This window comes from Aeromonas sp. 2692-1 (assembly GCF_013085505.1).
In the GTDB taxonomy this organism is placed as follows: Bacteria; Pseudomonadota; Gammaproteobacteria; order Enterobacterales; family Aeromonadaceae; genus Aeromonas; species Aeromonas hydrophila.
Genome location: NZ_CP038513.1, coordinates 842,085 through 863,487 on the forward strand (window position 1 = coordinate 842,085; position 21,403 = coordinate 863,487).

Annotated in this window: 15 protein-coding genes and 4 tRNA genes; 12 read left to right on the forward strand and 7 right to left on the reverse strand. The window is 63.0% G+C overall.

Annotated features, from left to right (window positions below):
- Positions 1-6: 6 nt before the first annotated feature.
- Complete coding sequence (pyk, locus tag E5E97_RS04160; RefSeq protein WP_118880079.1) at positions 7-1,086, forward strand: pyruvate kinase; 1,080 nt, start codon at positions 7-9, stop codon at positions 1,084-1,086.
- 4 nt (positions 1,087-1,090) lie between these two features.
- Here pyk and E5E97_RS04165 read toward each other — a convergent pair whose 3' ends face one another.
- The 5 genes from E5E97_RS04165 to E5E97_RS04185 form a co-directional block, all read right to left on the reverse strand.
- Positions 1,091-1,600 carry an RICIN domain-containing protein gene (locus tag E5E97_RS04165; RefSeq protein WP_118880078.1) on the reverse strand — a complete coding sequence of 170 codons (510 nt, stop codon included), beginning with the start codon at positions 1,598-1,600 and terminating at the stop codon, positions 1,091-1,093.
- 185 nt (positions 1,601-1,785) lie between these two features.
- Positions 1,786-1,862: transfer RNA gene (locus tag E5E97_RS04170), tRNA-Pro, on the reverse strand.
- 73 nt (positions 1,863-1,935) lie between these two features.
- A tRNA-Leu gene (locus E5E97_RS04175) sits at positions 1,936-2,021 on the reverse strand.
- Between the two features lie 20 nt (positions 2,022-2,041).
- Positions 2,042-2,117: transfer RNA gene (locus E5E97_RS04180), tRNA-His, on the reverse strand.
- 50 nt (positions 2,118-2,167) lie between these two features.
- Positions 2,168-2,244 (reverse strand) — tRNA-Arg (locus E5E97_RS04185).
- Positions 2,245-2,504: 260 nt separating this feature from the next.
- Between E5E97_RS04185 and E5E97_RS04190 the strand changes: the two genes are divergently transcribed.
- The 10 genes from E5E97_RS04190 to E5E97_RS04235 all read left to right on the forward strand — a co-directional run bounded on the left by E5E97_RS04190 (position 2,505) and on the right by E5E97_RS04235 (position 18,955).
- The gene (locus E5E97_RS04190) at positions 2,505-3,068 is read left to right on the forward strand and encodes a TetR/AcrR family transcriptional regulator (RefSeq protein ID WP_016348886.1); all 564 of its coding nucleotides are present in this window, start codon (positions 2,505-2,507) and stop codon (positions 3,066-3,068) included.
- A 32-nt stretch (positions 3,069-3,100) separates the two neighbouring features.
- Positions 3,101-4,207: an efflux RND transporter periplasmic adaptor subunit gene (locus E5E97_RS04195; RefSeq protein ID WP_011704066.1), complete on the forward strand. Its 1,107-nt coding sequence runs from the start codon at positions 3,101-3,103 to the stop codon at positions 4,205-4,207.
- Between the two features lie 15 nt (positions 4,208-4,222).
- Positions 4,223-7,303 (forward strand): multidrug efflux RND transporter permease subunit, encoded by a 3,081-nt coding sequence (locus E5E97_RS04200; RefSeq protein WP_016348885.1) that lies wholly within the window; start codon positions 4,223-4,225, stop codon positions 7,301-7,303.
- Positions 7,304-7,425: 122 nt separating this feature from the next.
- Positions 7,426-9,393, forward strand: a complete 1,968-nt coding sequence (locus E5E97_RS04205; RefSeq protein WP_171279904.1) for an ATP-binding protein — start codon at positions 7,426-7,428, stop codon at positions 9,391-9,393.
- A gap of 76 nt (positions 9,394-9,469) precedes the next feature.
- Entirely contained in the window at positions 9,470-10,819 is a 1,350-nt protein-coding gene (gene gorA / locus E5E97_RS04210) for a glutathione-disulfide reductase (protein ID WP_171279905.1), read from the forward strand.
- Positions 10,820-11,166: 347 nt separating this feature from the next.
- On the forward strand, positions 11,167-12,849 hold the full coding sequence (gene kdpA / locus E5E97_RS04215) for a potassium-transporting ATPase subunit KdpA (RefSeq protein ID WP_171279906.1): 1,683 nt from the start codon (positions 11,167-11,169) through the stop codon (positions 12,847-12,849).
- Positions 12,850-12,904: 55 nt separating this feature from the next.
- The gene (gene kdpB, locus E5E97_RS04220; RefSeq protein ID WP_118880073.1) at positions 12,905-14,962 is read left to right on the forward strand and encodes a potassium-transporting ATPase subunit KdpB; all 2,058 of its coding nucleotides are present in this window, start codon (positions 12,905-12,907) and stop codon (positions 14,960-14,962) included.
- Positions 14,963-15,022: 60 nt separating this feature from the next.
- On the forward strand, positions 15,023-15,550 hold the full coding sequence (locus tag E5E97_RS04225; protein WP_118880072.1) for a potassium-transporting ATPase subunit C: 528 nt from the start codon (positions 15,023-15,025) through the stop codon (positions 15,548-15,550).
- A gap of 102 nt (positions 15,551-15,652) precedes the next feature.
- A complete protein-coding gene (locus E5E97_RS04230) occupies positions 15,653-18,241 on the forward strand; it encodes a sensor histidine kinase KdpD (protein ID WP_118880071.1) in 2,589 nt (862 codons plus the stop codon).
- Positions 18,242-18,271: 30 nt separating this feature from the next.
- A complete protein-coding gene (locus E5E97_RS04235) occupies positions 18,272-18,955 on the forward strand; it encodes a response regulator (RefSeq protein ID WP_118880070.1) in 684 nt (227 codons plus the stop codon).
- 96 nt (positions 18,956-19,051) lie between these two features.
- On the opposite strand, the gene E5E97_RS04240 is transcribed toward E5E97_RS04235, so the two are convergent.
- Complete coding sequence (locus E5E97_RS04240) at positions 19,052-20,179, reverse strand: multidrug effflux MFS transporter (protein WP_118880069.1); 1,128 nt, start codon at positions 20,177-20,179, stop codon at positions 19,052-19,054.
- A 92-nt stretch (positions 20,180-20,271) separates the two neighbouring features.
- Between E5E97_RS04240 and E5E97_RS04245 the strand changes: the two genes are divergently transcribed.
- A complete protein-coding gene (locus E5E97_RS04245; RefSeq protein ID WP_118880068.1) occupies positions 20,272-21,096 on the forward strand; it encodes a helix-turn-helix domain-containing protein in 825 nt (274 codons plus the stop codon).
- Here the strand turns inward: E5E97_RS04245 and E5E97_RS04250 are convergent.
- Positions 21,026-21,259 carry a hypothetical protein gene (locus tag E5E97_RS04250; RefSeq protein ID WP_171279907.1) on the reverse strand — a complete coding sequence of 78 codons (234 nt, stop codon included), beginning with the start codon at positions 21,257-21,259 and terminating at the stop codon, positions 21,026-21,028. The genes E5E97_RS04245 and E5E97_RS04250 overlap by 71 nt on opposite strands.
- Between the last annotated feature and the right edge of the window lie 144 nt (positions 21,260-21,403).

Below are 21,403 nucleotides of genomic sequence, written 5' to 3' on the forward strand. Positions count from 1 at the left end.
CATCCCATGCGCAAGACCAAAATCATCGCCACCCTGGGCCCGGCCAGCTCATCCGCCGCCATGGTGGAGCAGCTGATCCAGGCGGGAGCCAATGTATTCAGGCTGAACTTCTCCCACGGCAGTCCGGAGCAACACCTGGCCCTGGCGGCCAAGATCCGCACCTGCGCCGCCCGCCTCGACCGCGAGATAGGCATCCTCGCCGACCTGCAGGGCCCCAAGATCCGCATCGCCAGCTTTGCCGACGGCTGCATCCGGCTGCAACCGGGCGACCCCTTCACCATCGATGCCGGCCTGGACAGCCACCAGGGCGATCAATCTCGGGTCGGTACCGACTATCCGGCGCTGGCCGGCGAACTGCAGACGGGCAACGTCGTGCTGCTGGATGACGGCCGCATCCAGCTCTGTGTGGAACAGGTGATCGACGAGCGCATCGAAACCCGGGTGCTGGTCGGCGGCACCTTGTCCAGCCGCAAGGGCATCAATGTGCTGGGTGGCGGTCTGAGCGCTCCGGCCCTGACCGACAAGGACAAGGCCGACATCCTGACGGCCCGCCTGCTCGAGGCCGACTATATCGCCGTCTCGTTTCCGCGCAGCGCCGCCGATCTCGAAGAGGCCAGAACCCTCATTCGTGCCAGCGGCAGCCGGGCAGCCATCGTGGCCAAGGTGGAACGGGCGGAGGTGGTGGCGTCAGTGGCCGCCATGGATGAGCTGATTCACGCCGCCGACCTCATCATGGTGGCGCGTGGGGATCTGGGGGTCGAGATTGGCGATGCCAGACTGCCCGGCGTGCAGAAGAGGTTGATCCGGCGCTGCCGGGCGCTCGGCCGCCCGGTCATCACCGCTACCCAGATGATGGAATCCATGATTGCCAGCCCCATGCCCACCCGGGCCGAGGTCATGGATGTGGCCAACGCCGTCATGGATGGCAGCGATGCGGTGATGCTGTCGGCCGAGTCGGCAACCGGCCGCTATCCGGTGGAAGCGGTCGCCGCCATGGCCCGCATCGCGCTGGCCGCCGAACAGGAGATGGAACCGGCAGGGCATGGCCTCGCGGCCAGCCACGGGGAGCTGGCCAGATTGGCCTGACGCCCTACCAGATGAGGCTTTTCAGGTTCAGCTTGTCGAACATGCTGCTCTTGTTCTGCCATGCGAAGCTCTGGTTGGCCCCGCCGAAACAGTCGGCCAGCCGCAGCGGGGTGCCCGGCTTGTGACGACGGCCGGCCACATCCAGACAGCGGTCAGCCTTGCTGTTGAACAGCCGATCTTCCTGCCACTGCCATTGCCGGCTCTCATCCTGGCACTCGGCCATGGTCAGCTCGCTCACCCCTTTGGCCACCAGGCAACGCTGGTCAAGCTGCAAGGCACCGGCATCCCAGCTGAACTGCTGGCGAACAGTCTGGTCGCAAGGCTGGGTGATCAGCTGATTGTGGTCATTGAGGGCCACACAGAATCCGGCATCGGTTACCAGCGCAGAGGTGGCAATACTCTGCATGGGGGCAGCCCCCATCAGGATCTCGTCGGGTTTGGGTTTGTATGAGCAGCCGCTGAGGGCCACGACAACCAGCGCCAGTGTGCTGACGCGAAAAGAATTTGGGTGCATATGACATGTTGGCCTGAATTGTGTTCAATAACGCCCACTTGCCGTGGGTCTGCGTCCCAGCATACCCGAAGCGACAGCGAGAAAGTGCCAACAGAAATGTAAACAGACGTGACAGAAACCTGCGGCAGCAGGCTGGCAGACGACAGAAAGCAAAAAACCCCGCCTGAGCGGGGTTTTTCAGAATGTGGTCGGTGATAAAGGATTCGAACCTTTGACCCTCTGGTCCCAAACCAGATGCGCTACCGGGCTGCGCTAATCACCGAGGCTTTAAAAAAAGCTTTCTTTTCAAAACACAAAGACGACCATGAACGGTCATCCTCGTCATACAGCAAGTATGGTGCGAAGAGAGGGACTCGAACCCTCACACCCGGGGGGCACTAACACCTGAAGCTAGCGCGTCTACCAATTCCGCCACCTTCGCATACCTGACAAGCTGTAAAATGGGGTGGCTGATGGGGCTCGAACCCACGACAACCGGAATCACAATCCGGGACTCTACCAACTGAGCTACAGCCACCACAGCTGTTTTCGTTCTTCAACTCGCCCGCTTAACCGGCGCACTTTTGATGGTGCGCCCGACAGGATTCGAACCTGTGACCTCTGCCTCCGGAGGGCAGCGCTCTATCCAGCTGAGCTACGGGCGCTACGCTGTCGAACGGGGCGCAATATTAATGATGGGGACCCACCTTGTCTACTATTTTTTTATCTCGCAGAATCAACCGCTTGTTTTTCCATCGTTTATGGCTTTTTTTAAGCGTTTTTGTTTCATTCAGGCTGGATCCAGCCCGGTTCCGCTACTTTTGGCTCCCCCCACATAGCAATCCGATGATGGGCAAAACTTGACTTGCCTCAAAGCCCCCCTAGAATGAATGAACGTTCATTCAGCCGTTGTGATCATCCCGTCATGAACAAGAAAGAACGCATTTTCGATGCGGCTCATGAAGTACTCGGCGAACAGGGTTTCCACGGTCTCTCCATTGCCGTGGTGGCCAAGAAAGCCAGAGTGGCGGCAGGCACCATCTATCGCTATTTCAGCGACAAGGATGACCTGATCCGCCAACTCTATCGGCACACCATCCTCCAGTGTCATCCCCTGGTCATGGAAGGCGTGCAGACAGAGGAGGTATCGTTCGAACAATTTCGGCGTTTGTGGCTCAACATCCACGCCATCTTTGTCGACGAACCGAACGCGCTCAAATGCAAATTGCAGTATGAAACGTCCCCGCTGGGAGCAGAGCTGGAGCAGGACCCGGTCATCAAGGCTGCCTGGGCCCCGCTGGATCGCTTCTTCGAACGGGGCCTGGAACAGGGTCTGTTTATCGACCTGCCCGTCCGGGTACTGCAGGTGCTGAGCCTGGATTGCGTGGCAAATATGGCGCTGCAAAGCCAGGTGCACCAATTCGAACTGACGCAAGACCAGCTGGAAGCCGTGATCCGGGCCTGCTGGCGAGCTATTTTGACCCCTTAAACATTGCACTCATATCTCAGGAGCGAGAGTTCATGAAAAAGTGGATGAGCATCATGTTGCTCATCGCGCTGGCCCTGTTCGGCAGCGTGATTGGCTTCAACCTGTTCAAGCAAAAGATGATAGCCAACTACATGGCCAACATGCCGGAGCCCGAGTTTCCGGTCACCACCCACAAGGTGGAGACCCGCGACTGGGTGCCGACCATCGAGGCCATCGGTTTCATCGAACCCAACCAGGGGGTAACCCTGTCGACCGAGCAATCTGGCACCATCGACAGCATCTCCTTCGAGTCGGGTGATACCGTCAAGCCGGATCAGCTGCTGCTGAGCCTGGATGCCAGCGTCGAGAAGGCCAACCTGCGCGCCTCCATGGCCAAGCTGCCGGCGGCCAAGGCCAAGTTCGATCGCTATCAGAACCTGTTCACCAAGGGATCCATCTCCCGCGACCAGCTGGACGACACCGAGGCGACCTATCGTTCCCTCGAGGCCGATATCGAGAGTCTGAAATCGACCATCGCCCGCCGCGAAGTGCGCGCACCGTTTGCCGGCGTAGTCGGCCTGCGCAACGTCTTCCTCGGCCAGTACCTGCAACCGGGTACCGACATCGTCCGGCTGGAAGACACCAGCGTGATGCGCCTGCGCTTCACCGTGCCGCAGACCGACATCTCCCGCATCCGCCTGAATCAGGACATCCTGATCAACGTGGATTCCTACCCGCATCGCCAGTTCAAGGGCCACATCAGCGCCATCGAACCGGCCGTCAACTACCAGAGCGGCCTGATCCAGGTGCAGGCGGACATCCCCAACAACGACGGCCAGCTGCGCTCCGGCATGTTTGCCCGCGCCAGCATTCTGCTGCCGGCCCAGAAGGACCAGATCGTGCTGCCGCAGACCGCCATCACCTTCACCCTGTATGGCGAGAACGTCTACCTGGTCAAGGAGAAGGATGGCGTGAAGCGCGTCGAGCAGGTGGTGGTCAAGGTCAGCGAGCGCAAGGGCAACGATGCGCACGTGGTCTCCGGCATCAAGGCGGGTGACGAAGTGGTCATGTCCGGCCAGGTACGCCTGAGCAACGGCGCCAAAGTGAAAATCGTGCAGGACCAGGGCCTGAAGGTTCCGGACCAGGTTCCCATGCTGTAAAACGCGGAGAGACAGATGCGCTTTACCGATATATTCATCAAGCGGCCCATCCTGGCCATCTCGATCAGCTTTCTGATCGCGTTGCTGGGTGTCCAGGCCGTGTTCAAGATGCAGGTGCGGGAATACCCCGAGATGACCAACACGGTCGTCACGGTCAGCACCAGCTACTATGGCGCGAGTGCCGACCTGATCCAGGGCTTCATCACCCAGCCGCTGGAACAGGCCATCGCCCAGGCGGACAACATCGACTTCATGACGTCGTCCACCCAGCTCGGCAGCTCGACCATCACCGCCTACATGAAGCTCAACACCAACCCGAATGCGGCCCTGTCCGACATTCTGGCCAAGGTCAACTCGGTACGTTCCCAGTTGCCGAAGGAGTCGGAAGATCCCTCGGTGACCATGTCGACCGGCTCGACTACGGCGGTGCTCTACATCGGCTTCACCAGCCCCGAGCTCAACGCCAGCCAGATCACCGACTACCTGGAGCGGGTCATCAAGCCCCAGCTCTTCACCGTCGGCGGCGTCTCCAAGGTCGACATGTACGGTGGTACCAAGTACGCCCTGCGGGTGTGGCTGGATCCGGCCAAGATGGCGGCGTTCAACCTGACCGCCGCGGACGTGATGAGCGTGCTCAACAGCAACAACTATCAGTCCGCCACCGGTCAGGCCACCGGCTACTTCACCCTCTACAACGGCAATGCCGAGACCCAGGTCAACACCACCGAGGAGCTCGAGCGCCTGGTGGTGGCCACCCGTGACAGCAAGGTGATCCGTCTGGCCGACATCGCCAAGGTCAGCCTGGAGAAGAGCCACGACACCTATCGCGCCACCGCCAACGGCCGCGAGGCCGTGGTACTGGCCATCAACGCGGCGCCGACCGCCAACCCGATCAACATCGCCCACGACGTGCTGGAGATGCTGCCGAGCCTGAAGAGCAACATGCCGAGCACCATGGAGGCCAACGTCCTCTATGACTCGACCGTAGCCATCAACGAGTCGATCAGCGAGGTTATCAAGACCATCGCCGAGGCAGCCGCCATCGTGCTGGTGGTGATCACCCTGTTCCTTGGTTCGTTCCGGGCGGTCATCATCCCGATTATCACCATTCCCCTCAGCCTGATCGGGGTGGTGATGGTGATGCAGATGTTCGGCTTCTCCATCAACCTGATGACCCTGCTGGCCATGGTGCTGGCCATCGGTCTGGTGGTGGATGACGCCATCGTGGTACTGGAGAACGTGGATCGCCACGTCAAGGAGGGGGAAGAACCGTTCCGGGCCGCCATCATAGGTACCCGTGAAATCGCCGTGCCGGTCATCGCCATGACGGTCACCCTGGCCGCCGTGTATGCACCGATCGCCCTGATGGGGGGCATCACCGGCTCCCTGTTCAAAGAGTTTGCCCTCACCCTGGCCGGCGCCGTGTTCGTGTCGGGCATCATAGCGCTGACCCTGTCGCCCATGATGTGCGCCAAGATGCTCAAGGCCAACGAGGAGCCTGGCAAGTTCGAGAGCAAGGTGCATCACCTGCTCGACCGCATGACGGTCCGCTACGATGCCATGCTGCACGCAGTGATGCAGAAGCGCATCGTGGTGGTGCTGTTCGCCGTCATCGTCTTCGCCAGCCTGCCAATGCTGTTCAAGTTCATTCCGAGCGAACTGGCACCGAACGAAGACAAGGGCGTCATGGCCGTGCTGGGTACCGCCCCCTCCAACGTCAACCTGGACTACATCCAGGGCACCATGGAGCAGGTGAACAAGGTGCTGGACGAACAGCCGGAAGTGGCCTTCTCCCAGGTCTTCTCCGGGGTGTTCAACGCCAACCAGGCGTTCGGTATCGCCTCCATGGTACCGTGGAGCCAGCGTGAAGCGAGCCAGAAAGAGGTGCTGGAGCGGGTTGGCAAGCTGGTCGAGAACGTGCCCGGCATGTCCATCACCACCTTCCAGTTCCCGGAATTGCCGGGTGCCTCGAGCGGCCTGCCGATCCAGTTCGTCATCACCACGCCGAACAACTTCGAGAGCCTCTATCAGGTGGCGAGCGAGATCCTGACCGCAGCCCAGGGGAGCGGACGCTTCGTCTACTCCGAGCTGGACCTGCAGTACGACTCCGCCACCATGAAGATCAAGATCGACAAGGACAAGGCGGGTGCCTACGGCATCACCATGCAAGACATCGGCATCACCCTGGGCACCATGATGTCGGACGGTTACGTCAACCGGATCGACCTGGATGGCCGCTCCTACGAGGTGATCCCGCAGGTCGAGCGCAAATACCGCCTCAACCCCGAGTCGATCAAGGGCTACTACGTGCGGGCAGCCGATGGCCAGTCCATCCCGCTCGGCAGCCTGATCAGCATCGAGGTAGTCGGCGAGCCACGCGCCCTGCCCCACTTCAACCAGCTCAACTCGGCCACCATAGGTGCCGTGCTGATGCCGGGCACCACCATGGGCAACGCCATCGCCTGGCTGGATGCCACCGCCAGCGAGAAGCTGCCGCAGGGTTACCGTTACGACTATATGGGTGAAGCCCGCCAGTTCGTGACCGAAGGCAGCGCCCTGTACGCCACCTTCGCCCTGGCGCTGGCCATCATCTTCCTGGTGCTGGCGATCCAGTTCGAGTCGGCCCGTGACCCGCTGGTGATCATGGTCTCCGTACCGCTGGCCATCAGTGGCGCACTGATCGCGCTGGCCTGGGGTGCCGCCACCATGAACATCTACTCCCAGGTGGGTCTGATCACCCTGGTCGGCCTGATTACCAAGCACGGTATCCTGATCTGCGAGGTGGCCAAGGAGGAGCAGCTGCTGCACGGTCGCAACCGGATGGAAGCCGTGATGGCCGCCGCCAAGGTGCGTCTGCGCCCCATCCTGATGACCACCGCCGCCATGATCGCCGGTCTCATCCCGCTGCTCTATGCAACGGGCGCCGGGGCAGCCCAGCGCTTCAGCATCGGCATCGTGATCGTGGCCGGTCTCGCCATCGGCACCCTGTTCACCCTGTTCGTGCTGCCGGTGATCTACACCTACCTGGCCTCCGAACACAAACCGCTGCCGGTGTTTGACGAATCCATTCCGCCCAAGGCGAAAGGGAGTCATTAAAAACCGTTTCTAATCAACAAGGCCCCGTTTCGGGGCCTTGTTTTTATCACGCTAACGAAACACGACATAAGTGCATGAAGCAGTTAAACTAAATGGCAATATATCCAGACCGCAAGGACGCCATGTCAGGACTCTTCTCCAAGACCGCTAAGGCCGTCGGCCGTAACGGACTCTCATACCGCCTGCTCTCCTACATTCTGGTGTGCAGTACCGTATTGGCGATGATCATTACGGTGTTGCAGCTTGCCTGGGATTACCGCAAGGACGTGGCCGTGATCGAGGACAGCATCGGCCAGATCGAGGCGTCCTTCCTCCAGCCCATCGCCGCCAGCCTGTGGAACCTGGACGAAGAGCAGGTCAAGGTACAGATCGAAGGCATCATGAACCTGCCCAACATGCAGTTCGTGATGGTGAAGGAGATGCTCGGCAACTCGGAAGTGCCGCTGCTGACCCAGGGGGTGGAGCGGGAAAGCTACGACATCTCCCGCGAGTTCAACCTCACCTATCAGGGCGAGGTGGTAGGCAAGCTGTTCGTCGCCGCCTCCCTTGAGCAGATCTACCAGCGCCTCATCGAGAAATCGGTGCTGATCATGGTCAGCCAGACCATCAAGACCCTGGTGGTCTCGTTCTGCATCCTGATCATCATCTACTACCTGGTGGTGCGGCACCTCAACCGCATCGCCAACTATGCCCAGAAGTTCAATCTGGACCGGCTGGCCATCGAGCTGACCCTGGAGGGGCGCCCCCTGCCCCGCAAGAAACCCGACGAACTCGACACCCTGGTTGCCACCCTCAACCAGATGCGTACCCGCCTGAACGACGAATTTGCGGCGCGCCATCAGGCCGCCGAGCAGCTGCAACAGGAGCGTGACTTCTCCGCCACCCTGATCAACTCGGCCAACATGGTCATCTGCTGCATGGAGCCGGACCTCAACATCGCCAGCATCAACCCGGCAGCCATTCTGCTGACCGGCTACCACCAGCAGGAGATACTGCAGCACAACTGGCTGGATCTGTTCGTCAGCAAGGCCCAGCGCGACGAGCTGGCGGCCACCCTGGCCGATCACGGCTCCATCGAGGACAAAGAGGTCATCATGCATGACCAGCAGGGCCACGAGCTGGTGTTGCAGTGGACCTTCGCCCCCTTCTACGAGGGGCCCAACCTCAAGTATCTGATCGGCTTCGGCTACGACATCACCCGCCTCAAGAAGGTGGAGCGGGAGATCATCCAGCTCAACGAACAGCTGGAGGGCAAGGTGGTGGAGCGTACCCGCAGCCTGAGCGATGCCAACGACCAGCTGGGCAAGGCCTACGATGACCTGAAACAGGCTCAGCAGACCCTAGTGGAGTCGGAGAAGATGGCCTCCCTCGGTTCGCTGGTGGCCGGCGTGGCCCACGAGATCAACACCCCCATCGGCATCAGCGTGACTGCCTCTTCCTACCTGCAGGAGCGGGTGGCCGACTTCAAGCAGCACATCGACTCCAAGCAGCTGTCGCGCTCCTATCTCACCGAATTTACCGTCAACCTCGACGAATCCATGCAACTGCTGCAGGGCAACCTGCGCCGCGCTTCGGAGCTCATCGCCAGCTTCAAGCAGGTGGCGGTGGATCAGTCGTCCGAGGCACGCTACAACTTCAGCCTCGCCGACAACCTGCACCAGGTGGTGGTCTCCCTCGGCCACAAGCTGAAGAAGGCCCAGTGCGAGGTGGATATCCAGTGCGATCCCAAGCTGTCGATCTTCTCCTTCCCCGGCAGCTTCACCCAGATCTATTCGAACCTGATCCTCAACTCCATCAACCACGGCTTCGACAACTGGGACAAACCCAAGAAGATCACCATCAAGGTGGAACAGCAGGGTGAAGAGCTGCTGATCGACTACAGCGACAATGGCCGCGGCATCCCGCCCGAGATCTTGCCGCGCATCTTCGACCCCTTCGTCACCTCCAAGCGTGGCCAGGGCGGCAGCGGGCTCGGTACCCACATCATCTACAACCTGGTGGTGCAGCTGCTGCGCGGTCGCATCAACTGCGTCAGCGAGCCGGACAACGGCGCCCAGTTCCATATTCGCCTGCCGATCCAACATAACTGAACGCTGGCTCTTGTGAGCCAGCCGCTTTATCCCCATCATGCTGTGATTGCATTCTTAATGAGCGGAGAACCTCGCAATGGCACAGCATTTTGACTATATCGCCATCGGCGGCGGCAGCGGCGGCATCGCCTCGGCCAACCGGGCTGCCATGTACGGTAAGAAAGTTGCCCTGATTGAAGCCAAAGAGTTGGGTGGAACCTGCGTCAACGTCGGCTGCGTGCCGAAGAAGGCCATGTGGTATGCCGGCCAGATCGCCGATGCCCTGAAATATGGCGCCGACTACGGCTTCGACACCACCCTCAACCACTTCAACTGGGCCAAGCTGGTCGAGTCCCGCCAGGCCTACATCGGCCGCATTCATCAGTCCTATCAGAACGTGCTGGGCAAGAACCAGATCACCGTCATCAAGGGCTTCGCCCGCTTCGTCAGCAGCAACACCATCGAAGTGAATGGCGAGCAGTACAGCGCCGATCACATCCTGATCGCCACCGGCGGCCGTCCTGAAGTGCCGGCCATCCCGGGTGCCGAGCTGGGCATCGACTCCGACGGCTTCTTCGAGCTGCAGAGCCAGCCCAAGCGGGTCGCCGTGGTAGGGGCCGGCTACATCGCGGTGGAGATCGCCGGGGTAATGCAGGCGCTCGGCTCCGAGACCCATCTGGTGGTGCGCAAACACGCGCCGCTGCGCAACTTCGACCCCATGATCCACGAGACTCTGGTCGAAATCATGGCGCAGGAAGGGCCCAAGCTGCACACCCACGCCATTCCAAAAGCCGTGGTCAAGAACGCCGATGAGAGCCTGACTCTGCAGCTGGAAGATGGTCGCCACCTCACCGTCGACTGCCTGATCTGGGCCATCGGCCGCGTCCCGGCCACCGACAACCTCAATCTGGCTGCCGCCGGCATCGAGTTGGACGAGAAGGGCTTTATCCCGACCGACAAGTTCCAGAACACCGCCGTCGCCAACGTCTATGCCGTCGGTGACAACACCGGCCGCATCCAGCTCACCCCGGTGGCTGTCGCGGCGGGCCGCCGCCTCTCGGAGCGGCTGTTCAACAACAAACCCAACGAGCACCTCAACTACGATCTGGTGCCGACCGTGGTGTTCAGCCACCCGCCCATCGGCACCATAGGCCTGACCGAACCGGAAGCCGTCGCCGAATACGGTGAAGATCAGGTGAAGGTCTACCGCAGCCAGTTCACCGCCATGTATTCGGCGCTGACCCAGCATCGCCAGCCCACCCGGATGAAACTGGTCTGCGTCGGGCCGGAAGAGAAGGTGGTCGGCCTGCACGGCATCGGCTTCGCCATGGACGAGATCCTGCAAGGCTTCGGCGTCGCCATGAAGATGGGCGCCACCAAGGTGGACTTCGACAACTGCGTTGCCATCCATCCGACCAGTGCGGAAGAGTTTGTGACCATGCGATAAGCATGTTTGAAACTGGCCTGTCACTCTCAGACCAGTCTCAGTCAATTGCTACCAAACCCGGCTCAGGCCGGGTTTTTTGATCGCGACCCACCCATCCCTCTGCCAATCCCCTCCTTTTTACGCCGATTTTACGCCAGCCAAATCGGGCTTTATGGCGCCTTTACGCCCGTTTTACATACCCTTTCAGCGTCAATGAGACCTATGGGATCGACACGGATATGCATCGATCCCTGACGCTAATTACCTCAACGGAGTCGTTATGAATTGGCTATATCTGCTGCTGGTCCTCGCCCTCGCGGGTTATCTGCTGCGCGCCCTCGCGCGCACCCATGAGTGAGGAACCGGATATGTGGCAAGAGATCATCTATCCCGTCGCGTTCGTGCTGCTGGTGCTGCTGCCGGCGCCTCTGCTTGGCAACTACCTATATCGGGTGTTTGAAGGCAAGAGTCGCTGGCTGGCCCCGCTTGAGCGCGCCACCCTGGCCTGCTGCGGCACGGACGGGCGCGAGCAGGACTGGAAGTCCTACGCCCTCAGCCTGCTGGCCTTCAACGGCGCCGGCTTCGGCCTGCTATTCCTGATCCTGCTGGCACAAGGGCTGCTGCCCCTCAACCCGCAGCAGCTGCCCGGGCTGAACTGGCAACTCGCCTTCAACACCGCGGTCAGCTTCATGACCAACACCAACTGGCAGGCCTACTCCGGTGAAGCCAGCCTCTCCTACTTCAGCCAGATGGTGGGGCTCACCACCCAGAACTTCGTCTCCGCCGCCACCGGCGCTGCCGTCGCCATCGCCCTGTTTCGCGGCATCTCCCGCCAGCAGACCACCCACCTGGGCAACTTCTGGCAGGATCTGGTGCGTTTCTGTCTCTACGTGCTGCTGCCGATGGCGCTGATCCTGGCGCTGCTGCTGGTCTGGCAGGGTGTGCCCCAGAGCCTGTCTGCCTACCTGCCGTTCCACGGGCTGGAAGGCCAGGAGCAGCTGCTGCCGCTCGGCCCGGCCGCCTCCCAGATCGCCATCAAGCAGCTCGGCTCCAACGGTGGTGGCTTCTTCGGCATCAACTCGGCTCATCCGTTTGAAAACCCGACCGCCCTCTCCAACTGGCTGGAGATGGTCGCCCTGCTGACGCTGGCCGCCGCCATGGTTTGCACCCTGGGGCGCTACGTGAAGGATCTGGCCCACAGCCGCGCCATCCTCATCGCCATGACCATCATGCTGGTGCTGGGGCTCTGCCTCGCCATCAGCCAGGAGCTGAAACCGGATCCCGCCCTCGCCCACCTCACCAGCGAAGCCGGTAACTGGGAAGGCAAGGAGAGCCGCTTCGGCCCCGTGCTCTCCAGCATCTGGGAAGTGGCCACCACCGCCGCCTCCAACGGCTCGGTCAACGCCATGCACGACAGCTTCGCCCCGCTCGCCGGCATGGTCGCCATGATCAACATGCTGCTGGGTGAAGTGGTGTTCGGCGGCGTCGGTGCCGGTATCTACGGCATGATGCTGTTCGTGCTGCTGACCGTGTTCCTGTGCGGCCTGATGGTGGGGCGTACCCCCACCTATCTGGGCAAACGGCTCGGCATCACCGAGATGAAGTGGGTGGTCGCCAGCATGCTGGTGATGCCGGTCGGGGTATTGGTGATCGGCGGCATTACCCTGCTGATGCCGAACTCCGCCACCGTCATCGGTCACGACGGCCCCCACGGCCTGTCCCGGCTGATCTATGCCTACGCCTCGGCCGCCGGCAACAACGGCTCCGCCTTCGCCGGCTTTGCCGCCGCCGACAGCTGGCAGTGCATCGCCATCGGGCTGGCCATGCTGCTCGGCCGCTTCGGCTACATCATCCCGGTGCTGGCCATCGCCGGCCAGCTGGCCCGCGCCCCGCGCCAGGAGCGAAGCGAGGGGGACTTCCCCGTCAGCGGCCCGCTCTTCATCACCCTGCTGATCGTCACCGTGCTGCTGATGGGGGGTCTCTCCTTCCTGCCGGTGCTGGCGCTGGGCCCGGTGGCGGAACACCTGAGCCTGCTGGGAGGTGCCTTCTGATGCTGCACCTCCGACTGATCTGCGTGACCAACTATTCGATGCAGGGAGCTTTCCAATGAGCAAGTCCGCTTCAATGAGCACCGACACCGTTCAGGTGAAGGGCAAGAAACAGAAATCACAGATCCTGCAGGCCATGGTGGAAGCCCTCTATCGCTTCAACCCCAGGGCGCTGTTTGGCAGCCCCATCCTGTTCACCCTCTGGCTGGCGGCCGTGATGGCGACCCTGGAGTCGCTGCTGGGGCAGCCGCTCTCCGGCGTCGCCCCTTCGCTGGCCTGGCAGCTGACCGCCTGGCTCTGGCTCACCCTCTGGTTTGCCAACTTCGCCGAGACCCTGGCCGAGGGGCGCGGCAAAGCGCGGGCCGACAGCCTGAAGGCCGGCATGAGCCAGCTCAAGGCTCGTCGGGTCACCAGCCCGCAGGATGACAAAGGCGAGTGGGTACCGGCCACCAGCCTGCTCAAGGGCGATCTGGTGCTGGTGCGCAGCGGCGAGATGATCCCGGCCGACGGCGAAGTGGTCGCCGGCATCGCCTCGGTCAACGAGGCGGCCATCACCGGTGAGTCCGCCCCCGTCATCCGCGAGTCTGGCACCGACCGCAGCGGCGTGACCGGCAACACCACCGTCGTCTCCGACCAGATCTGGGTGCACATCAGCAACAACCCGGGCGAAAGCACGCTGGATCGGATGATTGCCCTGGTGGAAGGGGCCAAGCGGCAGAAGACCCCCAACGAGATGGCGCTGGACGCCCTGCTGGTGGGGCTGACCCTGATCTTCCTGCTGGTGGTGGCTACCCTGCCCTGGTTCCTCGACTACAACGGCACCCAGGTGCCCCGGCTCTATCTGCTGGCGCTGTTCATCACCCTGATCCCGACCACCATCGGCGGTCTGCTCTCCGCCATCGGCATCGCCGGCATGGACCGGCTGGTGAAGCTCAACGTGATCGCCAAGTCGGGCCGGGCGGTGGAGGCCGCCGGCGACGTGCGTACCCTGCTGCTGGACAAGACCGGCACCATCACCTTCGGCAACCGGATGGCGGACGAGCTGATCCCGGCCCCCGGCGTGGACCCCTCCCTGCTGGCCCAGGCCGCCATGCTGGCCTCGCTCGGCGACAATACGCCGGAGGGCAAATCCATCCTGACCCTGGCGGGCAAGAGCCACACCAAACCGAGCCAGCTGGAGAGCGACATCATCATCCCCTTCAGCGCCGAGACCCGGCTGAGCGGGCTGGATCGCAACGGCCATCACTATCGCAAGGGGGCGGTGGACGCGGTGCTGCGCTACCTCTCGCTCGATCGCAAGGCGGTGCCCGAGCTCATCCTCAAATCGGTGGACAACATCGCCCGCCAGGGCGGCACCCCGCTGCTGGTCTGTACCCACGAGAAGCTGCTGGGAGTGGTGTTCCTCAAGGACATCATCAAACCGGGCATCAAGGCACGCTTCCAGATCCTGCGCCACATGGGGATCCGCACCGTGATGATCACCGGTGACAACCCGCTGACCGCCGCCGCCATCGCCGCCGAGGCCGGGGTGGACGACTTCATCGCCGAGGCGACGCCGGAGAAGAAGCTGGCCTACATCCGTCAGGAGCAGGCCGACGGCCGGCTGGTGGCCATGTGCGGGGACGGCGCTAACGACGCACCGGCGCTGGCCCAGGCCGACGTGGGCCTGGCCATGAACGAGGGGACCCAGGCCGCCAAGGAGGCGGGCAACCTGGTGGATCTCGACTCCAACCCCACCAAGCTGCTGGACGTAGTGCTGGTGGGCAAGCAGCTGCTGGTGACCCGTGGCGCCCTGACCACCTTCTCCATCGCCAACGACGTGGCCAAGTACTTCGCCATCCTGCCGGCCCTGTTCATCGCCGCCTATCCACAGCTGGGGGTGCTGAACCTGATGCAGCTGGGCAGCCCCGAGAGTGCCATCCTGTCGGCCATCATCTTCAACGCCCTGATCATCGTCGCGCTGGTGCCGCTGGCCCTGCGCGGGGTCAGCCTGCAGGGCTCGGCCGCCAGCCTGCTGCGCCGCAACCTGCTGATCTACGGCGTCGGCGGCCTGATAGTGCCGTTCATAGGCATCAAGTTGATCGACCTGGTCATCACCGGCCTGGGGCTGGTGTAACGGCATTACCGGATGCGGGGCAGACCCGCATCCAACCAACGTATTTGGAGCAAGAAAATCATGATAGCAATCAGAACCCTGCTGACCCTGACCCTGCTGCTGGGGGTGGCGTATCCGCTGGCCGTCACCGGGCTGGCCCAGTTGCTCTTCCCCTGGCAGGCCAACGGCAGCCTGCTCACCAACGCCAAACAGCAGGTGGTCGGCAGCGCCCTCCTGGCACAGAAGTTCGAGCGGGCCGACTACTTCCACTCCCGCCCCTCCGCCAGCGACTTCGCCACCATAGGCGGAGGCGCCAGCAACCTGGGGATGAGCTCGCCGCTGCGGGCCGAGTTTGCCGCCGCCGCGGTCAGGGCTCAGCCAGAAGCCAGGGTCCCCGCCCTGCTGACCCGCTCCGCCTCCGGCCTCGATCCCCATCTGCCGCTCGCTGCAGCGCTGGCCCAGGTAGAGCGGGTCGCCGGGCAACGCGGGCTGGATCCCGTTCAATTGACGGAGCAGGTCAAGTCGGCGGCACAAGCTGGTATCCTTGGCCCGCAGGTGGTCAACATTCTCCAGTTGAACCTGCAACTCGATCATCAAAAGGGCGCCTGAGGGCGCTCCTTGCCGTTCGGGACAGGCTCCCTTTCGACACGGGGACAAGCATGAGCAATGAGGTCACGGCCGCGGTTCGGCCGATGCAACGGGAGCACGGGGATGCGTGATGAGGTGAGGGCGGACGCCCTGCTGGCGAGCCTGGAACAGGAGCACAGGGGCAAGCTGAAGGTGTTTCTCGGTGCCGCCCCCGGCGTCGGCAAGACCTACGCCATGCTGCAGGCGGTGCGGGAGCAGGCTAGGGAGGGAGTCGACATCCTGATCGGGGTGGTGGAGACCCACGGCCGCCAGGAGACCCTGGCCCTGCTCGACAAGCTCGCCATCCAGCCGCGCAAGCTGCACCTGCACCGCCAGCAGCGACTGGAGGAGATGGATCTGGACGGCCTGCTGGCCCGCAAGCCCGCCATCGCCGTGGTGGACGAGCTGGCCCACAGCAACGCCCCCGGCAGCCGCCACGAGAAGCGCTGGCAGGATGTGGAGGAGCTGCTCGGCGCCGGCATCGATGTCTACACCACCCTCAACGTGCAACACCTGGAGAGCCTCAACGATCTGGTGTGGCAGCTGACCGGGGTCAGGGTCAAGGAGACCCTGCCGGATCAGGTGCTGCTGGAGGCCGACAGCCTGGTGTTGATAGACCTCCCCCCCAAGGAGCTGCTCGGCCGCCTCAAGGAGGGCAAGGTCTATGTGCCCCATCAGGCAAAAGCAGCCCTGCAGTCCTTCTTCTCCCTCAACAACCTGACCGCCCTGCGCGAGCTGGCGATGCAGACCGCCGCCAGCCACGTGGAGGGGGATCTGCAACTGCAGTGGCAGGCGGCCGGCAAGACCACACTGCCGCTACGGGGCAAGCTGATGGTCTGCCTCGGCGATCAGCACGGCGCCGCCCTGGTGCGCTACGGCCACCGCTTCGCCCAGCGCCGCCAGCTGCCCTGGCTGGTAGTGCACATCGACAGCAAGGGGCAGCGCTCGGTCGAGCTGGAACAGGCGCTGGCGCTCGCTTCCCAGCTGGGGGCCAAGGTGCTGACCCTCTCCAGTCCGGCGGTGGCCGACACCCTGCTGGAGACCGCCGAGCAGCAGCAGGTGTCGCAACTGCTGCTGGGCAAACCCCACAAGGCCCCCTGGCGTCGCTCGCTGGTGCAACACCTGCTCAAGCAGGCGCAGGGGCTCGAGATCACGCTGGTGGATACCGAGAAGCGCAAGCCCAGCCTGGGCTTGCAGCCGCTCCACCCCAAGGACATTCGCCAGAGCCTGCTGGCAGTGGCCATCATGGGGACCACCTCGGCCGCCGTCTGGGGCCTCTCTCACTGGCTGCCGCCCGCCTCCCTGCCCATGCTGTTCGTGCTGGGGGTGCTGGCCACCGCGCTCACCACCAGCCTGATGCCCGCCATCCTGGCCGCCGTGCTGGGCTTCGTCGGCCACAATCTGCTGTTCACCGCCCCCTACTTCTCTTTGAGCGTGGCCAGCCACAGCGATCTGCTCACCCTGTTCGTGCTGCTGATCGTCGGCATCACGGCCGGGCGGCTCGCCTCCCGTCAACGCCAACAGCTGATCGGCCTGCGCGAGACCCAGCAGCTGGGCAACGCCCTGCTGTCGCTGAGCCAGGGGCTGGCCACCGCCAGCAGCCCGGAAGAGGTGCTCAGACAGGGATCCCAGGCCATCTCGCTGGCGCTGGGCCAGCCGGTGTTCGCCCTCGATCAGCACTACCAGCACAGGGCCGGCTCGACCCAGCACAAGCCGGGGCAGACCGACAAGGCGGCCATCGACTGGTGTCTGGCCCAGAAGCAGAGCGCCGGCGCCCACACCGCCACCCTCAACGCGGCGGAAGCTCAGTACCACCACCTCAGCGATGAACTGGTGCTGGGGATAGTGCTGGCCAATCCGCTCGCCTCCTCGGCCGAGCATCAGCTGCAGGCCCTGCTCACCGATATCCGCGCCGCGCTGGCCCGGATCGATCTCAACGAACGGCTGGCCGACAGCCAGCTGCAGGCAGAGACCGACCGGATGCGCGCCGCCCTGCTCTCCTCGGTTTCGCACGATCTGAAGACGCCGCTGGCCACCATCATGGGGGCCGGCAGCACCCTGCTGGAATATGGTGACCGGATCAGCAGTGAAGATCGCAGCGAGCTGCTGCACTCGGTGCAGGACGAGGCGCGCCGCCTGCACAGTTATGTGCAGAACCTGCTGGACATGACCCGCATCGGCTCGCCGGATTTCCAGCTGAAACGGGACTGGGTCGACCTGGCGGATCTGGTGGAGAACGCCCGCCGTCGGCTCGACTCCTCCTGGCGCCAGCACAAGCTGCTGGTGCACTTCGATCAGCAGATCCCCCGCCTCTATGTGCACGGCGCCCTGATCGAGCAGGTGCTGGTCAACATTCTCGACAACGCCTCCCGCTACTCGCCGGCCGGCACCCCCATCGAGTTCAAGGTAATGCTGGCAGACCCCGATCTCATCCTCGACATCATCGACATCGGGGTCGGCATCGCCGAGTCGGATCGGGACAAGATCTTCAATCTGTTCTACACCCAGCCGGTCGGCGACTGCGGCAGCCGCGGCACCGGGCTTGGCCTCGCCATTTCCCGCGCTATGATAGAGGCCCACGGCGGCCGCATCTGGGCATTTTCAGGCCCCAACGGCAACGGCACCTGCATGCGCATCTCCCTGCCGCTGGCGCTCAATGCAGCCGCGGCCTGAACCTTTTTACTCTATCCAGCTGGAGGCTGAATGGCTCACATACTGGTCATCGACGACGAGGCGGCCATCCGCCGTTTTTTGCGGATCAGCCTGATCGCCGAGGGGCATCAGGTGAGCGAGGCGGTCGGCGTCAACGAGGGGCTGGCGCAGTATCGCCACCTCAATCCCGATCTGGTGATCCTGGATCTGGGCCTGCCGGACGGAGACGGCATCCAGGTGTTGCAGGCCATTCGCGAGCACCATCAGCACCCGGTACTGGTGCTGTCGGCACGGGACTCTGAACAGGAGAAGGTGCGCTTGCTGGATGCCGGGGCCAACGACTACATGAGCAAGCCGTTCGGCATCGGCGAGATGATGGCCCGCATTCGGGCGCTGCTGCGCCAGCGGGCCGGGGTCAGTAGCGGCGAGCTGCGCCACTTCCCCCAGTGCGGGCTGACCCTGGACAGCAGCAGCCACAGGGTCACTCTGGGCGAGGAAGAGGTGCCCCTCTCCCGCAAGGAGTTCGCCCTGCTGCAGGCACTGGTGTGCCACCCCGGCAAGCTGGTGCTGCAGACCCAGCTGCTCAACGACATCTGGGGACCGAGCCACAAGGAAGACACCCACTACCTGCGCATCGTCATCGCCAGCCTGCGCAAGAAGCTGGGAGATAACCCCCAGCAACCCACGCTGATCGAGACCGAATCCGGCATCGGCTACCGTTTTATCGGCAGCTGATGTTGCAGCAAGAAGCTGGGCGGCAACATTCCCAGCAACCCACGCTGATCGAAACTGAGTCCGGTATCGGCTACCGCTTTATTGGCAGCTGATGTTTCACGTGGAACGACGCCAACCACAGCAGAGTGCCAACAGACCGCAACTACCGAGCAGCAGACCGAGATCCTGCAAGCTGGCTGCAACCGCCAGCCCCAGGCTGAGCAACAGGTAGTAGGCCAGCCCGAACAGGGCACCGGCACTGCCTGCCACCTCCCGATAGGCCAGCAGCGCCTGGCTCAGCACATTGGGGATCGCCAGCCCGAACGCCACCACCACCCCCATCATGGGCAACAGGAACCAGAGCGAAGCCTGACTGACCCACACCAGCCAACCGGCACCCAGCGCCAACGCGGCGGCGAGCCGGATCAGCGAGGCAGGCGACCAGCCACGCCCCAGCAGGCGCTTGTTGAGCAGGCTGCCCCCCAGGGTCGCCAGCGCTAGCAAGATGCCGGAGTAACCAAACTCACCCGCGCTCAACCCCAGCCCGGCAAACAGGAAGGGCGCCAGGCTGTAGTAGCCAAACAGCATGGTGTTGAACAGCGCCACCAGTGCGGCGCTGCGCCACAAGGCCGCATCACGCACCATCCGTTGTGCCAGCGGCCAGAGTGCCACCCGCTGGGTGATGGCCGGCCGGGTTTCCGGCAGTTGCCAGCAAGTGACCAGCAGCAATCCGACTGCCAACGCCAGCAGGGCGCTGAATACCCCCAGATAGCCGAACCCGCTCGCCAGCTGGCCGCCGCTCACCAGCCCCAGCACCGGACTGAGGGAGAGCGCGATGCCCATCACCGAAAAGACCCGTGCCAGATCGCTGCCCTGATAGCTGTCGCGCAGCATGGTCTGGGTCACCACTGAGCCCACGGCGGCGCCGAAGGCCGCGATGACCCTGGCCAGCAACAGGATTTCAAATTGAGTGGCCAGTAAAGCCAGCAGAGTGCCGGCGCCATAGGTCATCAGCCCCGCAAGCATGGCGGGACGCCGCCCGACCAGATCGCACAGTCTGCCCCAGCAGACCACGCCCGCCGCAAACGCCAGAAAATAGACCGACAGGGTCTGAGATGCCTGCCCCTCGCTCACCCGAAATTGGCTGGCGATATGGGTCAGCACCGGGCTGTAGATGGTCTCCACTATCTGCGGAAACATCATCAATCCGACCACCAGCCAGAGCGGTGGCAACTTGTTGTTCATGACAAACCTCCTTCACAAGAGGCCGTCATTCTAGAGTGATGCCGATTGTCCGATTACAATAAGCAGGACTATAAACATCAATAATCGGACACATGGCCTTTATTCTTCCCGATCACCCTTTTGACCCGGATCAGCACGACGGCAGCGCCATCGGGATCGCCTCCGCCCTCGGCTGGCACGACTCAGGCCGTCATCAACACAGGCGCCATCAGCTACTGTTCGCCCAGGCCGGCTGCATGACCATAGAGCTGGACGATCAGGTCTGCCTGCTGCCGCCGACGCGGGCGGCCTGGTTGCCGGCAGGCCTGCCCCATCGGGTGCTGATGCGCGGGGTGGTGGCGTATCGCTCCCTCTACTTTCAGCCGGAGCCCGGCTTGCCGACCGAGATGGCGGTGCTGGAGGTCAACCCGCTGCTGCGGGAGATCATAGAGCGGATGGCGATCTGGCCGTGGGACAAGCCGGCAGCGGAGCAGCATTGCACGCAGGCGTTGTTGCAGGAGGAGCTGGCGCAAGCGCCGCGGGAATCCTGGGAGTTGCCGCTGCCGTCAGACTCGCGTCTGGCCGGCTGGCTGCAGGAAGTGAAGCGGGGCGACACCCTGCCCGATCGGCTCAACCGGCTGGCCGAACGGGTGGGTGCCAGTGACAAGACCATAGGTCGTATCTTCATGCGAGAGACCGGCATGAGCTACCAGGCCTGGCGCCAGCAGTGGCGACTGTTGCGGGCGCTGGAACTGCTGGCCGAAGCCGAACCCATCAGCCGGGTAGCGGCCACGCTGGAGTTCGCCAGCGACAGCGCCTTCATCAGCTTCTTCAGACAGCACACGGGGCAGACCCCGCTGCGCTATCTCAGCTCTCGGGGTGAGTCGCATCGGCCGAGCTTGCCTCCACCACCAGGGTCTCCAGCGCCAGCGGCTTGAGGTTGTGGATCGCCTCATCCACCATAGCATGGGAGGCCTGCTGCTGCTGGGCCGCTATCTCCTGCGCCAGCTTGGCGCTGTCCAGTTCGGGTCTGGGGTACTCGTCGGCCATGACGTTCAGGCTCAGGCTGCTGGCAATCAAGGTTGCGATCAGGATTTTCATCTGGTGTGCTCCGGTGTGGTTGAGATGACCAGATAGCTATTCCAATTGTTGTGCCACATCTATAACGACATGATTTTGTTTAAATTAATATTTTTTAGATGGAAACTGGCGTCAGTTGGAAAACATCCTATAGTCAGGATTGAA

Coding starts and splice junctions, on each gene's coding strand:
- pyk (WP_118880079.1), top strand. CDS start 7: ATGCGCAAGACCAAAATCATCGCCACCCTGGGCCCGGCCAGCTCATCC.
- E5E97_RS04165 (WP_118880078.1), bottom strand. CDS start 1,600: ATGCACCCAAATTCTTTTCGCGTCAGCACACTGGCGCTGGTTGTCGTG.
- E5E97_RS04190 (WP_016348886.1), top strand. CDS start 2,505: ATGAACAAGAAAGAACGCATTTTCGATGCGGCTCATGAAGTACTCGGC.
- E5E97_RS04195 (WP_011704066.1), top strand. CDS start 3,101: ATGAAAAAGTGGATGAGCATCATGTTGCTCATCGCGCTGGCCCTGTTC.
- E5E97_RS04200 (WP_016348885.1), top strand. CDS start 4,223: ATGCGCTTTACCGATATATTCATCAAGCGGCCCATCCTGGCCATCTCG.
- E5E97_RS04205 (WP_171279904.1), top strand. CDS start 7,426: ATGTCAGGACTCTTCTCCAAGACCGCTAAGGCCGTCGGCCGTAACGGA.
- gorA (WP_171279905.1), top strand. CDS start 9,470: ATGGCACAGCATTTTGACTATATCGCCATCGGCGGCGGCAGCGGCGGC.
- kdpA (WP_171279906.1), top strand. CDS start 11,167: ATGTGGCAAGAGATCATCTATCCCGTCGCGTTCGTGCTGCTGGTGCTG.
- kdpB (WP_118880073.1), top strand. CDS start 12,905: ATGAGCAAGTCCGCTTCAATGAGCACCGACACCGTTCAGGTGAAGGGC.
- E5E97_RS04225 (WP_118880072.1), top strand. CDS start 15,023: ATGATAGCAATCAGAACCCTGCTGACCCTGACCCTGCTGCTGGGGGTG.
- E5E97_RS04230 (WP_118880071.1), top strand. CDS start 15,653: ATGCGTGATGAGGTGAGGGCGGACGCCCTGCTGGCGAGCCTGGAACAG.
- E5E97_RS04235 (WP_118880070.1), top strand. CDS start 18,272: ATGGCTCACATACTGGTCATCGACGACGAGGCGGCCATCCGCCGTTTT.
- E5E97_RS04240 (WP_118880069.1), bottom strand. CDS start 20,179: ATGAACAACAAGTTGCCACCGCTCTGGCTGGTGGTCGGATTGATGATG.
- E5E97_RS04245 (WP_118880068.1), top strand. CDS start 20,272: ATGGCCTTTATTCTTCCCGATCACCCTTTTGACCCGGATCAGCACGAC.
- E5E97_RS04250 (WP_171279907.1), bottom strand. CDS start 21,259: ATGAAAATCCTGATCGCAACCTTGATTGCCAGCAGCCTGAGCCTGAAC.